This window comes from Ulvibacterium marinum (genome assembly GCF_003626755.1).
Classification (GTDB): domain Bacteria; phylum Bacteroidota; class Bacteroidia; order Flavobacteriales; family Flavobacteriaceae; genus Ulvibacterium; species Ulvibacterium marinum.
On record NZ_RBCJ01000003.1, the window covers coordinates 807,855 to 823,916 of the forward strand.

Below are 16,062 nucleotides of genomic sequence, written 5' to 3' on the forward strand. Positions count from 1 at the left end.
AAGATATACATAAAATGGCACTTTACGCTCTATTTGTCCTTCTACACAACATAAATTAGTGTTAACACAAACCCCTTTTTAAATTTATAAATTCCAGAATTATACCTACCTATGAGATGTATTGTAGCCATCTTGGCCTTGGTCTTTTTTATGAGGGTTCAAAATGCAGTGGCTCAGGTTTCTCCGGATTGTAGCAATGCCATACCCATTTGCAATAACACTCCCGTAAACGGGGGTACCAATGGATTTGGTCTAGATGATTTCAATGGGGCCGCTACAAGCGGATGTTTGGAGGAAGCCTTGGTCGGAGCCATTGAATCCAACTCCGCTTGGTACCGTTTTAGAACAGGAGCCAGCGGGCAATTAGGAATAAACATCGGAATAGATAGCAATGAAGATTGGGATTTTGCCCTATACCAAACCAGTGATTGTAACAATTTAGGCGATCCGATCCGGTGCAATTTTTTTGACAATCAAGACGCGAATACGTTTATAGGCATAGGAGAGGATCCTTCTGGAGATACCACCAATGTGCAATATGAAGATTGGATTCAGGTAACATCTGGGCAGGATTATTATCTACTCATCAATAATTTTAGCAACAACAACTCTGGATTTTCTATTCAATTCTCGGGGCAGATTTTTGTTACAAATCCCTATGATGCCTTGGATTGTTCCATTATTGACAACTTATTGGGACCTCCTATATCCGCTTGTGAAAATGATACCGTACTATTGGATGCAACTACTTCGAATGCAACAAATTATGAATGGTTTATAGACGGTGGAAATGGTTTTCAGCTTATATCTGGGGAGAACAATGCCACATTGCAGGTGACCAATTCGGCATTATATAGGACAAGGGTCTCCTTGCCTTCCGGTAGTACAATAATAAGTGAGGTACAAGTTGCATTTTCTGCCCTTCCCATGTCCTTTCCAATATCTGATGATACAATTTGTTCGGACTTGGGGGGCTATAACCTTTCCCAAAAGAATAACCAGGTATTGGGAAGTCAGGATCCACAGGAATTTCGAGTTAGTTACTATACGAGTTATTCTGATGCTGTGAATGGTATGAATGTCCTTCCTGAACAGTATATTCCGGGAATAGGGGCACAGACTATTTATGTTAGGGTCAGTTCTTTGGAGAACCCAAGATGTTTTGATGTGTCCCAGCAATTCCAATTAACGGTTTTGCAAACCCCGGTGTTAGACTTTCCTACGGAGGTAGAGATTTGTGAGGATAATTCAGGAATAGCTATAGGAGATCCGTTTCCAAACGTCGGGTTCCATTACTTATGGAGTTCCGGAGAGGCAACCTCTTCCATTATAGTATCACAGGAAGGCACGTATACTCTTACCGCTACGAACTCACAGAACGGTGAAACCTGTACAAGTTCCTTGACCGTAAGAGTCAGGGTCTCTCGACCACCGGAAATAACGGATATTATCATAGAAGATGTGCAAAATAACAATTCCGTAACGGTAATCACCAATGTTGAAGGTGACTTTGAATACCGTTTGGATGATGGGCCATATCAATCCGCAAATGTCTTTTCAGAAGTACTTCCGGGAATGCATAGCGTTACTGTAAATAATCGATCCGGTTGTGGTGCCGTAACGGAAAATATAGTCGTGGTAGGCTTCCCTAAATTTTTCACGCCCAATGGGGACAATATAAATGATGATTGGCACATCATCGGAATATCAAACCTTCAAAACCCTGTTATTTCTATTTTTGACCGTTTTGGCAAACTTCTAAAGAGTTTGGATTCCAACACCATTGGTTGGGATGGTAGGTTCAATGGTCAGGAGGTGCCATCATCGGATTACTGGTTTAGGCTTACCTACGTGGACGCTAACGGCGAGCTAACAACTGCTAAATATATAAATAACCACTTTTCATTGCGTCGCTAAAGCTCTTGAACTTTCCACTTCTTAAGCAGTTCATCGATAAACGGCAGAAATCTTCGTTCAAAATATACTAAATCTAACCTATCCGAGTTATTCTTAGTGATTAATAGTGTAACGTAAGCCCCATACCCTATGCGAACACTTTTTTTTGCTATTTGTGCCCTATTTCTAGCTACTTCGGAAATACAGGCACAAAACTCACCGGACTGTAGAACTGCTATTCCCGTATGTGCCGATCAAGGTCCTTTATTCTTTGAGGCAGACGGTAGTGGTGACATCGATGATTTTGATCCCGATATCATTCGAAGATCTGGTTGTTTGGAAAAAGGAAGTGTGGCCTCCGCAAACATAGAAAACAATACTTCTTGGTTCGTATTTAGGGCTGGAACCGGAGGACAAGTAGGTTTTGATATCGAAGCATTGCCGGTAGGAGGTTCCGGAACGGTCACCGCTGAGTGGGATTTTGCCGTTTATGGTCCTGATGTGGATTGCGCGGATATAAGTAATGGTACTGCAGAACCTATTCGGTGTAACTATGAGGTAAATGATACGAATTTTACAGGAATTGGGGTTAACCCGGAAAATGGACAACAGGGAGCTCCCTTTTTGATAGGCAGCCAAAATACATACGATGAGTGGTTGGATGTACAGCCTGGAGAAATCTATTACATTCTTATAAATAATTTCAATACTAATTTTGATGGAGATCCAGAACCTTATTCTATTGTTTTTACCGGTACTTCCGTAGAGGATGACCAAAATACTGCGCTGGATTGTACGTTGCGAGATGAATTTCTAGGATTGGACATCATTGCTTGTGAAGGTGACCCGGATATAACGCTTAGTGCATTGAACTCTCCGGCAGGTGCCGATATTGCCAATGTAGCTTGGACGGTGGACTACGAAGATGACGGGGTTATTGACGATGCCTTGACCGGTACCGGGCCATTTGGTGCCGAATTGATCGTTGCCAGTCCGAACTCCGGGCGCTATTTCGCAGAAATTACTACAATTACAGGTACGCCACCAACCGTTGCCGATGTTGGAGGAATTCTTATTACATTCTATGGAATTCCCGTCTTGGACCGGGTAGAAATCTTGGATACGAATTTATCCGAGGATCCTGACATGAACAACATTGAAATCTTTGTAGACGGGGACGGGGATTATGAATATGCCATTAATGGAGGCGAGTTTCAGGACGATCCGGTTTTTAGGGATATTCCGCCGGGCTTAAATACACTGATCATCAATGACAAGAATGGATGTGGTACTACGGAGCCTCTGGAATTTCTAGTTGTAGGTTATCCCAAATTCTTTACACCCAATGGGGACGGAATTCATGATGCATGGAACGTACTTGGAATAGAGACCTTGAATGATCCGTCAGTATTTATATTTGATCGTTACGGCAAGCTTTTAAAACAATTAAATGCTGCTACGATCGGATGGGACGGTACCTTTAATGGAAGGCCCATGCCTTCTTCGGATTATTGGTTTAGGTTTGAATACTCTGAAGACGAGGAAGGGTTGGTGGTAGCAAAGACCAGGAAAACACATTTTACATTAAAGCGATAAAAAATGGCGACCATTTGGCCGCCATAACTACTATTTATTAGTTCTTATATTTCTTAAAAATTCAAGGTAAAGCCTAAGGTTACATTTGTATTTAATCGGTTTACGGCAGCCGGAGTCGTAAGGCCCGTATCAAAAAGAAATTCTGCCACGTCCCGTTCCGTTCTGTTTACGGCAAGATCAATTCTACTTGCACCAAAGCTATAGCCAATACCACCTGATATTCCCTCCAGATCTCCTACAATATTCCCATCTTCATATGGACTTTGTTCAAAGCGGTATCCTCCCCTAAGGCTAAATCGCTCAATTCTATATTCCCCACCGACCCTAAATGAGGAAACCGTACCTAATTGGTTTGAAATATCTGTATTTACCACAGTAAAGCTGGGGTCGTTGTCAGGTCTTAACTCAGCTTGTGACATATCTTGATAGCCATAGTCAAAGCTTAGCAAACCGTTCTTTCCGAAAACTAGCGCCAAACTTCCCGTAATCTTTCCCGGGGTTTTAATTCTGTATACCTCAAATAGATTGACTACATTGAAATTAATAAAATTGATATCATCATCGGCAAGGTCGGAGTTGATTCGTTGAGATAGATCATCCGTTAATCGGTACCATGTCGGGGATTGATAACTTCCTCCGATTCTTATGAACTCGTTTAATTTTGCGATAGCGCCTAAGCTGAACGAAAAACCGGTACCCTCGGTGTGCAAAAGATTATCAAAAGTAGTGAACTGGATTTCGGAATCGGCATCATATCCGTTTTCTGTAAATTGATCATATCTATCATAAACCAAATTATGGAAATTCACTGAAGCGCCAAGATAAAGCGTTTCCCGATATTGGGAAGCGACATTCAAGGTAAATCGGCTATTGTAACCGGAAGTACTTCTCAAGAATTCCTGATTAACAGAGCTATAGTCCGCATTACTGATGTATGTAGTGTTGGCATCCTCTAATTCTGCTGGATCAATTATTCCACCATAATAGCCTAGAAATGCCTGCTGATCTCCAAAACCTTGTACAGCACCAATATCCAAATACGCTTCCTCCAGGAACTCACCATCTTGCAACAATATTGAACCGAAAGGAACGCCTTGTGCAAAATCCAGGAAGTAATTATCTATACCCTGGTTGCTGTTACCGGCAACGAAAAACTCGTTGTCAAAATTTTCCACCACGTCGTAGTTGACGGCAAGCGAGAATTTTTTCCAATCTGAATTGGCATCGGTGTTTTTAAAAACAAATACACCTCCCAATTGGTTCAGATCAACATCATGTGTTGTAGTTCCATTTGTACCATTAAAATAATTGGCTGTATTGTCCATAGTATAGTGGGTGCCGGAAACCGAGAACAAACTATTGTTAAAAACCGCCGAACCGGCAGGATTGGTATTTAAGGCGGACAAGTCTCCGCCTAGAGCCCCAAAGGCTCCTCCCATTCCCTGAAAGCGAGCGGTTCCCTGAATATTTTCTGTACTATAGCGCAATACATCGCTGATGTTCTGGGCACTGGTTACTGCACATGCCAATAGCATGATGAAAGTTAAATGACTTTTCATGATCGAAAATTTAGTACTAAAGTTCTTGATGATTTTATGGGCTTAATTTCTTCTACCTCCACTACTTCTACCTGAAGACCGACCACCTCCGGATGACCTACCTCCGCCAGAGGACCTATACGATCCCCCTGAGCTTCTATAGCTTCCCCCGGAGCTTCTGGAACTGCCTCCAGAGCGGTAGCTTCCACTGCTCCTTGAGCTTGAACTTCGACTTCCTGAGGAGCGATAACTGCCCGTTCTGGGTGACGAACTTCTATAGGACTGATTGCTTCTGGAGCTTGAACCTCTGTAAGCACTGCTACTTCTTGTGCGACTTCCTGAACTGTAGCCCGAACTTCTTGGTGCAGTAGTCCTAGATCCGCTCCTATAGGTGCCGTTTCTGGCCGTTCCGTTTCTATAACTTTGACTTCTGGAAGAGCTGTTGTACCTGGGCACGGCCCGAGTACTCCTACTTGTTCTATAAGCTCTATTTCTGTCTACGCCTACGGTTCTTCTGGCCGTAGTTCCGCTTCTATAATTTCTTGAATTTCGGGTCGTGCCATTTCGCGTCACGGCAGATCTAGATCTTGCCGTATTGCTTCTATACCTGGGTGATGTACCTCTATTCCTCACATTGGACGTCCTAGTTCGCAAATTACTTCTACCGGTACCGGCAACGGCATTCCTATTATAGTAGCCACGCCTACCTCTATTTAGGGCAAAGCTTCTGTTACGACCATAGTAGCCACCCCAACCCCAGTTGTTCCAGCCCCAGCCGTAGCCTCCGCCCCAACCCCAGTTGTTCCAGCCCCAGCCGCCGCCCCAGCCCCAACGGTTCCATCTCCATGGGTTGTTCCAGCCCCAACCCCAAGCTCCTCCGCCCCAGCCGTTCCAGAGCCATGGATCGTTCCAACCCCAGCCAAAGCCTCCGCCCCAGCCCCAGGCGCCGCCCCAGCCCCAGTTGTTGTCATATACATTGATATTTACACTGGTGGCATTGTCTCCCCATCCTGCATAGCCTACATAATCATTATCGTTATTGTCAAAATAATCTGTTAACCGATCCTGCTCGGCTATACTGTCATTTTCAACAGTACTGCTGTAGGAATCGATATCTGTAAAGATTTCGTCTTCCAGAATTTCCTCCACTTCATCTGCCTGCCGTCCAAAATAATCGGCATAAGCGTTGCTCTCATTTTGTTTTTTGACCGATCTGCCTTGTTGTGGGTTTTTCTCAACAACGCGGACATTATCACTGGTATAGATACCATCATTATCATAATAGGAAGCCTGTTGATAGGATCCACAGGAAACGACCAAAAAACTGATACTAATGGCAAAGGCCAAAGGGTATATTTTGCAGTGGGGTAGAGAACGTATCATCATAGTAATTTTAATTGTTGGACATATTAAAAATAACTAGTTTTACCGAGTTATTTTGCATACACATGCACAAGTTTTGTGCCAAACTACGGATAATGGGTAAAAATTTGACAAAGCGTAGCGATGATTATTCCAAATGGTATAATGAACTGGTCATTAAAGCTGATTTGGCCGAAAACTCTGGCGTAAGGGGATGTATGGTCATTAAGCCCTATGGTTTTGCCATATGGGAAAAAATGCAGGCCGGCTTGGACAGGATGTTCAAGGAAACGGGACATGAGAATGCCTATTTTCCGCTGTTCATACCCAAATCTTATTTAAGTAAAGAGGCTAGCCATGTGGAGGGGTTTGCCAAGGAGTGTGCCGTAGTTACACATTATAGATTAAAAAATGCTGAGGATGGCAGCGGAATTGTCGTAGATCCCGAGGCACGTTTGGAGGAAGAACTTATTGTAAGACCTACATCGGAAACCATTATTTGGGATACGTACAGAAAATGGATTCAATCCTATCGGGATTTACCTCTTCTAATAAATCAATGGGCCAATGTGGTGCGATGGGAGATGCGGACACGATTGTTTCTACGTACCGCCGAGTTCCTTTGGCAAGAAGGACATACTGCACATGAAACCGAGAATGAGGCCATTAAAGAGGCAGAAAAAATAATGCACCTCTATGCTGAATTTGTTGAAGAGCACATGGCCGTACCGGTCATAAAAGGAATTAAGACTGAGAGCGAGCGCTTTGCGGGGGCCATAGAGACCTACTGTATTGAGGCATTAATGCAGGATGGAAAGGCCCTTCAGGCAGGGACATCTCACTTTTTGGGGCAGAATTTTGCCAAGGCCTTTGACGTAAAATTTGCTACCAGGGATGGAAAACAAGAACATGTATGGGCCACATCTTGGGGTGTATCCACCCGACTTATGGGAGCTTTGGTCATGACCCATAGTGATGATAACGGACTTGTACTACCTCCAAAATTAGCACCTATCCAAGTTGTAATTGTACCAATTTACAAAGGGATAGAGCAATTAGAGGCTATTTCCGAAAAAGTCGATCCATTGGTAAAAGAGTTGCGCAACAAGGGAATATCCGTGAAATTTGACAACCGGGATACCCATAAACCGGGCTTTAAATTCAATGAGTACGAATTAAAGGGCGTTCCCGTACGTTTGGCCATTGGTCAGCGCGATATGGAAAATGGTACCTATGAGGTAGCACGTAGGGATACTTTGGAAAAGGAGACCGTGCCAATGGATGAGGTGATTTCCAAAATAGAATTCTTGTTGGAGGATATCCAGAAAAACATTTATCAAAAAGCATTGGAATTTAGGACGGCGCACATAACCAAGGTCGATTCCTATGACGAATTCAAAACCGTTCTGGAAGAAAAGGGAGGGTTTGTTTTGGCACATTGGGACGGTACGTTAGAAACCGAAGACCGCATCAAGGAAGAGACTAAGGCCACTATTCGTTGTATTCCTATTGACGCAGAAGCGGAAGTGGGAAATTGTATGGTTACGGGCAAGCCTTCTTCCAAAAGAGTACTGTTCGCAAAAGCCTATTAAAACAGGCAAAAAATAAGAATCAGTTGTTGCGATAGTTAAAAATAATTGTATTTTTGCACCCGCTTGAATGGTATTAATATCATAAGAGTTTGCATTTTTGTTTGGTAATGGCCCGTTCGTCTAGGGGTTAGGACGCCAGGTTTTCATCCTGGTAACAGGGGTTCGATTCCCCTACGGGCTACAAGGTTTAATAGAAAATGAATAGGGAATAATCAAAAATTGGAAGTTTTCATTTTTGATTGCTCATTTTCATTGATTAGGCCCGTTCGTCTAGGGGTTAGGACGCCAGGTTTTCATCCTGGTAACAGGGGTTCGATTCCCCTACGGGCTACTTGAAAGCATGGGCGACAGCCCTTAAACATAATATAATATTTAAGATGGCAAATCATAAATCTGCATTAAAGAGGATACGAAGGAACGAGGCGGTTCGTTTGAGAAATAGATATCAACACAAGACTGCGCGTAACGCTATTAAGAAACTACGTGCAGAAGAGAAGAAAAAGGATGCCGAAGCCATGTTGCCAGGTGTTGTTAGCATGATCGATAGATTGGCCAAGCGCAACATCATTCATGCCAATAAGGCCGCCAATTTGAAGAGTAAGTTGGCCAAGCACGTGGCCGCCCTATAAAATTTCTCAAAAAAAGATTCACCAGAACGCCTTTTTGTAGGGCGTTTTTTTGTTTTCAAGGTTTTCTCTACATGTAATATATATGGTTAATTAAGACCGATACTTCCCTGCAATTTCCAATTTTGGATCACATCTTTCCGAATCATTTATTTTTCGAATAGGATTTTTTAATGCTCTTCCAAAACCATTTTTTGGAACCCAATTATGTTAAACTTTTTGTTGTGGAGGCAACTATTAACACATTTTTTAATCTATACTATAAAATGAATTTAAAATATATACTATGAAAAAGCACCTCAAATCAAAAAGTATTCTTTTCCTTTTCTTAGTCACGCTTATGGCCGCGTCCTGTTTAAGTGATGATAATGGTGGTATTCAAAGACCTCAAGAAAATATTGCTGATGTAGTTAAGACCATAGACGATTTATCGCTTTTGGAGTCGGCTTTGGAAAGAGCGGATTTGGTTTCCAATTTAGAGGAATTGGGCTCTTTTACGCTCTTGGCACCTAATAATGCAGCCCTTACTGCATTTTTGGAGGACAACGATTTTACCGATATAGATGCCATACCCATCGATGTCCTTAGGCAAGTATTGTTAAACCATGTTTTGGTCGGAGAGTTTCGTTCAACCAACCTAATAGGTATATCAGGTTACGTAAGAACATTTGCCGAAGCACCGGTAGCGGAGAACAGAATGAGCATGTACGTAGATGGAACGGATGGCATTGGTTTCAACAATGTGGCAAAAGTAGCTCCAGGAGGCCGGGACATTGCAGCTTCAAATGGCTCTATACATATTGTTGATGGGGTGATTGGGCTACCCACCTTGGCAACTTTTGTATTGGCGGATTCCAATTTCAGGGAGTTGGAAACAGCCCTGACCTCGGCTACTCCTACTGTGGACTACATTACGGTATTGTCAGATACAGGCCTACTTACTTTATTTGCACCTTTGGACACAGCTTTTGATGCACTTTTGTCCAGTAATCCGGATTGGAATTCCCTAGATGACATAGATGAAGACTTGTTGAATTCGGTATTGGCACATCATGTTATTGGGGGAGCCAATATTGTCTCAACGGATATAGAGGACAACGAAGAATCCCCGGCTACCCTGGAAGGGGACACCCTTACCTTTACCGTAACCGGCAATAACGTCATATTGATTACCGATGGCAGTGGTAATACCGATACTACCATAACCGCGGCTGACATTCAAGGTTCAAACGGAGTGCTGCATGTCATTAATAGGGTAATGATTCCAAATACAGAAAACTAGGATACTCTTAAACGGGAGAAAGTATGAGGGACGCCCCTAAGGCGTCCCTTCAATTAAAATTTTGATTTATATAGGTTATCGCCTGTTGCTGGGATAAAAATGCAAAGTTCTTATAGCGATGATGAACATCTACTATTTCGTCCAAGGCTAATTTTACAAGTTCTATATTATCCCATGATTTCAATGTGCCCACCACGGTTTCTAGACACCCTTTCTTGTAGGCAATTTGCCCGAGCACATGGATAAGCGTGTTCCGGACACGGGAGGTTTCGTCATGCTGTAGCTTTTTCAACAAGGGTAGAACGTCTTGTGGATGGGTACGTCCTCTTAACTCGATGCCATGACAAATTTCCCGCCGTATTTCCTTTTCCTGATGTTCAAGGTATCCTTTTGCCCATTTAAGTGTGGGTACGGGATTCCTTGCTCCCATTTTCTTCAAGGAACCTATTACCGCATTTCGTACGGAATGGTGGTTATCAAATAAACCTACATCAAAAAAATGCCGCACTACTTCAAAGTTTTGCATCCCGATTTCCCCTGCTGCATTTATGGTTGTTTGCCTCACTTTAGGATTATCGGACTTCAACAATATATCAAGGATTTCCAAGATTTCTGTTTGTGTTTTTTCAGTAATCTTGTATAATTTACCAATTGAGAGATATGCTGTTTTTCTTATATAGGTATCCTCATCCGAGAAGTAATGACGAATCCCGTTTAATTGGGAATTTGAAACGGCTTCGGAAATCTCCTTGTAGATGGTGTCTGCCAATTGGGTACGTTCCGATTTGGATAAATCATAAAAACCCATGTCAACTTGTTTAATCCACTTAATTTACAAACAAAAAACCCGATGACATGCGCCATCGGGTCTAATCTTTTCAACTAAAAGCCTATTGGTTCATGGTCATCAAGAATTCCTCGTTGTTCTTGGTCTGCTTAATGCGTTGTTCCAAGAACTCCATAGCTTCTATAGGGTTCATGTCCGCTAGATACTTGCGTAAGATCCACATACGTTGAATGGAGTTTTCGTCCAATAGAAGATCGTCCCTTCGGGTAGAAGAGGAAACCAAATCTATAGCCGGGAATATCCTACGGTTAGAAATACGCCTATCCAATTGCAGTTCCATATTGCCAGTACCCTTGAATTCCTCAAAGATTACTTCGTCCATCTTAGATCCGGTTTCCGTTAGGGCCGTGGCAATGATAGAGAGAGATCCTCCTCCCTCAATATTACGGGCAGCTCCAAAGAAACGTTTAGGTTTATGCAATGCATTGGCATCAACACCACCACTCAATACCTTTCCAGAAGCGGGTTGTACCGTGTTATAGGCACGTGCCAAGCGGGTAATGGAATCCAAAAGTATTACGACATCATGTCCACATTCAACTAGACGTTTTGCCTTTTCCAGCACAATATTGGCCACCCGTACATGTTCGGTTGCTTCCTTATCAAAGGTAGAGGCCACCACTTCGCCCTGTACGTTACGTTGCATATCGGTAACTTCCTCGGGTCGTTCATCTATAAGTAATATGATTTGATACACTTCCGGATGGTTAGCGGCAATGGCATTGGCTATATCCTTAAGTAACATTGTTTTTCCTGTTTTGGGCTGGGAAACTATCATACCACGTTGCCCTTTGCCAATTGGGGAGAACAAGTCTATGATACGTGTAGAAATGTTGCTTTGTCGTTCGGCCAATTTGAATTTTTCCTGTGGGAACAAAGGGGTCAAGTGTTCAAAGGAAACCCGATCACGGACCACTTGCGGATCTATACCATTGATTTTGTTTACCTTGATCAACGGGAAGTATTTTTCTCCTTCTTTCGGCGGGCGAACATTTCCCAAAACGGTATCTCCCGTCTTGAGACCGAATAATCGTATTTGCGATTGTGAAACATAAATATCATCCGGAGAGGATAAATAATTATAGTCCGAAGATCTCAGAAATCCATAGCCATCCTGCATAATGTCCAAAACCCCCTCACTTTCAATAATGCTATCGAACTCGAATTCCGGTTCCTTGTATCTATTTTTCAGGTCCTTGTCAAAATTGCTGGTCCGTTTATCCTGGCCGTTCTTTTGATGGTGCGGGTTCTTTTTGTTCTGATTTTTATGTTGAGGAGCTCCTTTTTGTTGGTCCTTTCTGGGTTGATTGCTATTCTTGTTTCGTTGCGGATTATCATTCTTGGTATTCTCCGAAGAATTTTGGGGCGTATGGGATTGCTGCTCTTCTTTTGGTTTGTCTTCTTTGGGTTTTTCTTGGGATACCCGTGCTCTTTTAGGTTTCTCCGCTGGGGCTACCGTGACAACTTCGGCAGCAGCTTTAGGATTAGAGGCTTGTAGGTCTAGGATTTGGTAGACCAAATCCAACTTTTTTAGGGTCTTAAATTTAGGGACGTTAAGTCCTTTTGCTATTTCCTGAAGCTCAGGAAGCTTTTTCGATTTTAAATCTGAAATCTCAAACATTAAGTAAAGTATAAATTATTACGTTTTAGAATGGTAACAAGAAGTGTATTATTATTTCGGGTATTACTCGGGAAAGATTTCCCTGCAGGTAAGTGCTATAACTAATAACGCCACAATAATACAAATTATTTTCAACAATTGAGGGATAAATTTTAAAAAGACCCTTATTTTTGCAGTCCGTAATACGGTATAGGCAATGATACAACGTATACAGACTGTTTATCTTTTTGTCGTAATGCTTTTGGGAGCTGTCCTGCCTTTTTGGGCAAATCTTTGGTCAAATGGTGAAGGAAATGAAATATTTGCCCGGAACGAAGTATGGATTTCCTTGGTTTTCTATGGTTCTTCCATCTTGGCGGTAGTGGCTATATTGCTTTTTAAAAATAGAAAGAATCAATTTGTGGTAAACAGATTGAATATAATATTGAATCTTTTTTTACTGGGATTTTTCGTGTATCGATCGCTAAACTTATCCGGAGAGACTGTAGTCTCGGAGAAGGGTATTGGGATGTTGATTCCTGTATTTTCTATCGTTTTTCTGGTCCTGGCCAACAGGGCCATCAAAAAGGATGAAGATCTTGTAAAATCTGTAGATCGTTTACGTTGAACCTAACATCTTAGTAGTATTAGTGTGTAAGACCCTGGATTTGTTCCAGGGTCTTTTGTTTATGTAACTTTTTCATTTGGATGTGGTCACATAGGAGTCCAAACGGTCGAACACTGAGCCCCAACCATTGTAAAAGCCCATTTTCTCCTGTTGTTTGCAATATTCCTCGGTTGCATGCAGCACATTAAAGGTGAAATTGGTAGTATTTCCATTTTCCTCGAAAAGGATGTGTAATTCCACACCTTCTGTCATAGGCTTAAAATCTGCCGAGGTAACTATCTTCTCAAATTCAATAATTTCTGAATAGACACCTTCGGTAATAAACTTGCTCCCATCCGGCATTTGCATACTGTATTTCCATCGGCCGCCTACATGAAAATTGTGCTCAATTACCTCAGTTTCCATTCCCTTGGGACCCCACCAGTGGGCAATATGTTCAGGTTGAGTCCAAGCCTGCCACACCAAGGCCAAAGGTGCTTTAAAAGTTCTTTCTATGGTCAGGGTTCGGTTTTTTGCTTCTTCCGGTATACTCATTTTTTTGATTTATTGGCCTCCTCATTGGGTAGGCGGGTTTGTAATTTGGTTAAATAATCTTCAAAGGAATCCAGTTTGTCCTCCCAAAGTTTTTTGTATTGATCGATCCATAAAAAAGCTGGTATAAGCTCTTTGGGCCGTATTTGACAATAGCGCTCCCGGCCTTGCTTGTTGATGGCAATAATTCCGCATTCCTCAAGGATTTTGAGATGTTTGGAAATGGCAGGTCGGCTTACGTCAAATCTCTCGGCAACAGAATTAATGGTAAGCGTTTCTTCCGCTAATAGCTGAATAATGTCCCTTCGTACAGGATCGGCAATGGCTTGAAAAACGTCTCTCCGCATTTTGTGTAACTGTTCGGTTACAAATATATATGAAACCATTCGGTTACGCAAATAGTTTCAATAAAAAAATGCAAAGTTGTTTTTCAATAGGAGCATAAGCTATTGTTTGGCAGATATTTTTTCGTCATGCATCAGTTTGCCATCAACATCATAATGCATGAAATTAATAATCGGTACACCATCTTCCCGATAGACCTTGGTAGCTAAAAATCCGCCCTTTACACGCAAAAACCGATGTTCGGGTTTTACGTTGTCAGGATTCCATCCTTGGGCATGGGTATCGCTTACAGGTCCTTGGCTAAACTCCCAAAGACCCGTCTTAGGGTCAACGGAAACATATTGCCAATGCCGGTCACCATTGATTACAAATACGTTTTGGTCTGCAAGATACTGACGTAACCAAGTTCCCTCTGTCTCAAATGAAACATTTGAATGATTATCGAATTTACCTTTGGGGCGATCCGGTCCTACAATTGGAGTAGGGGAAACGAGTACTTTAAAGGTGGCATCCGAAGATTGTACGGTTTTTTTGAACCAATTAATTTGTTCACGGCCCCATATGGTCTTGTTCTTACCATCTGGAATTTTATTATCACTTCTAAACTCTCTTCCCTCTACAACCCATATCTGTAAATCCTTTCCCCAGCGAAAGGTTCTATATGGTTTTCCCATAATCGGTACTTGCTCCCTCCAAATGGAAAGTCCATCCTCAAAAGTTAATTCCCCAAATGGAGATGAATACGGGGTTGCGTCGTCCTTTAATAAGTCATGATCGTCCTTTTGGATGTACAAAGGAGTTGCCTTGTAAAAATCCATGAGAGACGGCCAGGAATTCATGGCATGCCATTTATGCCTTGCCAGCGGAACCGTATAGGCCATGGGCCCAGGTTTGTCATAGTATACATAATCCCCCGTTTGGCAGTGAAACAATGGGTTTAATTTTAACATGCTATCATAGATTTTAAATCCACGTGTGGGATTGTCGTAGGACCAATAGTATTGACATGTGGATGACGTAAATAATACAGGAACCGCTTCCTTTTGGGATGGTGCAGTGGTAAATTTACCTTTGATATGGGTTGTTGGTGATTCCTCTTCTTTTTTCCCCTCAATGGTTATGTTATATGTGGTATTGGGCCGTAGGTTCTCAAATTTTCTTTTAATAGTAAAATCTTTGTAGGCCGAGACGTACATCCACTTGGTCTGGATTAGGGTATCCTTGGAAAGCAATCGTATTTTTACTTGACCAAAGGAGCCTTCCACAGCCCCTTCCATATTATTTATGGGAACAGTGTTATCAAAATCTATAGGGCTTTTAAATGGAGCCTCCTTCCGTTTGTGATGCACGGCCACGGGTTTGGATGTCTTACATAAGCGCGTCAGTATAACTGCCGATTTATCGGTTACTTCTCCAATTTTAAACCCTGTAGTGAAGTATACTTGATTATCAATTTCCTGGGCCTTAAGATTGTGGTAAAGCGAGGAGGTAAGGAATAGGACGAGGAGTAAAATCTTGTTTTCCATTTTGACATTATGCGAATATAGTTCTATGATTTGTTGTTCAGAGTAGGACTTTTCTATATTTTAAAAGGCCCGAAAAGTTGTTAAATGTGTCGTTTTCCAAAATCTCTTTTGGGTGAAAAATATGAGCATTTTTAGATATAAAAATTCATTTTATTTCAAAATTAAGCGATTCCTTAAAACTAAACCAAACCTACCGCTTCCCCAATTCTACAACTTCCAGATCTTTAATATTATCCCCATCTATTGTAAAGCGCAACATGGTCCGTACCTGATGAAAGCCATGCTTGCCACAGGCTCCGGGGTTCATGTGGAGCACGCCAAGCGCTTTGTCCATCATTACCTTTAGGATATGGGAATGCCCGCAGACGAACAATTTAGGTGGGTTTTCCTGGATTTTCTTTCGCGTTCTAGGATTATATTTTGGAGGATAACCTCCAATATGGGTCATGTATACATCTACTCCTTCGCATTTAAATCGATTATCCATAGGAAATTCCTTTTGGATTATTGAATCGTCAATATTGCCATAGACCGCCCTTAGCGGTCTCAACTTGGCCAGGGTATCCGTTATCCTTAGATTTCCAATGTCTCCTGCGTGCCAAACTTCATCGGCCTGTGCCACATACTTTAAAATAGTAGCGTCCATATGGCCATGGGTATCGGAGAGCAATAAAATTTTTGTCATTTTTAGCG

14 protein-coding genes and 2 tRNA genes are annotated in these 16,062 nt (G+C 42.1%); 8 read left to right on the forward strand and 8 right to left on the reverse strand.

Annotation, left to right across the window (positions count from 1 at the left end; all coding sequences use genetic code 11):
- Positions 1-111 precede the first annotated feature (111 nt).
- Together D7Z94_RS16600 and D7Z94_RS16605 are read left to right on the forward strand one after the other, a co-directional pair.
- Positions 112-1,917: a T9SS type B sorting domain-containing protein gene (locus D7Z94_RS16600; protein ID WP_120712694.1), complete on the forward strand. Its 1,806-nt coding sequence runs from the start codon at positions 112-114 to the stop codon at positions 1,915-1,917.
- A gap of 129 nt (positions 1,918-2,046) precedes the next feature.
- On the forward strand, positions 2,047-3,492 hold the full coding sequence (locus tag D7Z94_RS16605; protein WP_120712695.1) for a T9SS type B sorting domain-containing protein: 1,446 nt from the start codon (positions 2,047-2,049) through the stop codon (positions 3,490-3,492).
- Between the two features lie 53 nt (positions 3,493-3,545).
- Here the strand turns inward: D7Z94_RS16605 and D7Z94_RS16610 are convergent, their stop codons facing one another.
- Positions 3,546-5,051 carry an OmpP1/FadL family transporter gene (locus D7Z94_RS16610; RefSeq protein ID WP_120712696.1) on the reverse strand — a complete coding sequence of 502 codons (1,506 nt, stop codon included), beginning with the start codon at positions 5,049-5,051 and terminating at the stop codon, positions 3,546-3,548.
- A gap of 42 nt (positions 5,052-5,093) precedes the next feature.
- Entirely contained in the window at positions 5,094-6,413 is a 1,320-nt protein-coding gene (locus tag D7Z94_RS26100; protein ID WP_158594664.1) for a hypothetical protein, read from the reverse strand.
- Between the two features lie 95 nt (positions 6,414-6,508).
- Here D7Z94_RS26100 and proS point away from each other — a divergent pair, with 95 nt between their 5' ends.
- The 5 genes from proS to D7Z94_RS16645 all read left to right on the forward strand — a co-directional run bounded on the left by proS (position 6,509) and on the right by D7Z94_RS16645 (position 9,892).
- Positions 6,509-7,984, forward strand: coding sequence for a proline--tRNA ligase (proS, locus tag D7Z94_RS16625; protein ID WP_120713181.1), 1,476 nt, complete (start codon positions 6,509-6,511; stop codon positions 7,982-7,984).
- 109 nt (positions 7,985-8,093) lie between these two features.
- Positions 8,094-8,165: transfer RNA gene (locus D7Z94_RS16630), tRNA-Glu, on the forward strand.
- Between the two features lie 78 nt (positions 8,166-8,243).
- A tRNA-Glu gene (locus tag D7Z94_RS16635) sits at positions 8,244-8,315 on the forward strand.
- Positions 8,316-8,361: 46 nt separating this feature from the next.
- Positions 8,362-8,613, forward strand: a complete 252-nt coding sequence (gene rpsT / locus D7Z94_RS16640; RefSeq protein WP_120712698.1) for a 30S ribosomal protein S20 — start codon at positions 8,362-8,364, stop codon at positions 8,611-8,613.
- 283 nt (positions 8,614-8,896) lie between these two features.
- Positions 8,897-9,892, forward strand: coding sequence for a fasciclin domain-containing protein (locus tag D7Z94_RS16645; RefSeq protein WP_120712699.1), 996 nt, complete (start codon positions 8,897-8,899; stop codon positions 9,890-9,892).
- 49 nt (positions 9,893-9,941) lie between these two features.
- Here D7Z94_RS16645 and D7Z94_RS16650 read toward each other — a convergent pair whose 3' ends face one another.
- A complete protein-coding gene (locus tag D7Z94_RS16650; protein ID WP_120712700.1) occupies positions 9,942-10,700 on the reverse strand; it encodes a HEAT repeat domain-containing protein in 759 nt (252 codons plus the stop codon).
- 82 nt (positions 10,701-10,782) lie between these two features.
- Positions 10,783-12,360, reverse strand: coding sequence for a transcription termination factor Rho (gene rho, locus D7Z94_RS16655; protein WP_120712701.1), 1,578 nt, complete (start codon positions 12,358-12,360; stop codon positions 10,783-10,785).
- A 196-nt stretch (positions 12,361-12,556) separates the two neighbouring features.
- Here rho and D7Z94_RS16660 point away from each other — a divergent pair, with 196 nt between their 5' ends.
- The gene (locus D7Z94_RS16660; RefSeq protein WP_120712702.1) at positions 12,557-12,967 is read left to right on the forward strand and encodes a DUF4293 domain-containing protein; all 411 of its coding nucleotides are present in this window, start codon (positions 12,557-12,559) and stop codon (positions 12,965-12,967) included.
- A gap of 72 nt (positions 12,968-13,039) precedes the next feature.
- Here D7Z94_RS16660 and D7Z94_RS16665 read toward each other — a convergent pair whose 3' ends face one another.
- The 4 genes from D7Z94_RS16665 to D7Z94_RS16680 form a co-directional block, all read right to left on the reverse strand.
- Entirely contained in the window at positions 13,040-13,501 is a 462-nt protein-coding gene (locus tag D7Z94_RS16665; RefSeq protein ID WP_120712703.1) for an SRPBCC domain-containing protein, read from the reverse strand.
- A complete protein-coding gene (locus D7Z94_RS16670) occupies positions 13,498-13,845 on the reverse strand; it encodes an ArsR/SmtB family transcription factor (protein WP_120713182.1) in 348 nt (115 codons plus the stop codon). The genes D7Z94_RS16665 and D7Z94_RS16670 overlap by 4 nt, the downstream gene beginning before the upstream one ends.
- 99 nt (positions 13,846-13,944) lie before the next feature.
- On the reverse strand, positions 13,945-15,369 hold the full coding sequence (locus D7Z94_RS16675; RefSeq protein WP_120712704.1) for an alkaline phosphatase D family protein: 1,425 nt from the start codon (positions 15,367-15,369) through the stop codon (positions 13,945-13,947).
- Positions 15,370-15,559: 190 nt separating this feature from the next.
- Complete coding sequence (locus tag D7Z94_RS16680) at positions 15,560-16,054, reverse strand: metallophosphoesterase family protein (RefSeq protein WP_120712705.1); 495 nt, start codon at positions 16,052-16,054, stop codon at positions 15,560-15,562.
- Positions 16,055-16,062: the final 8 nt, after the last annotated feature.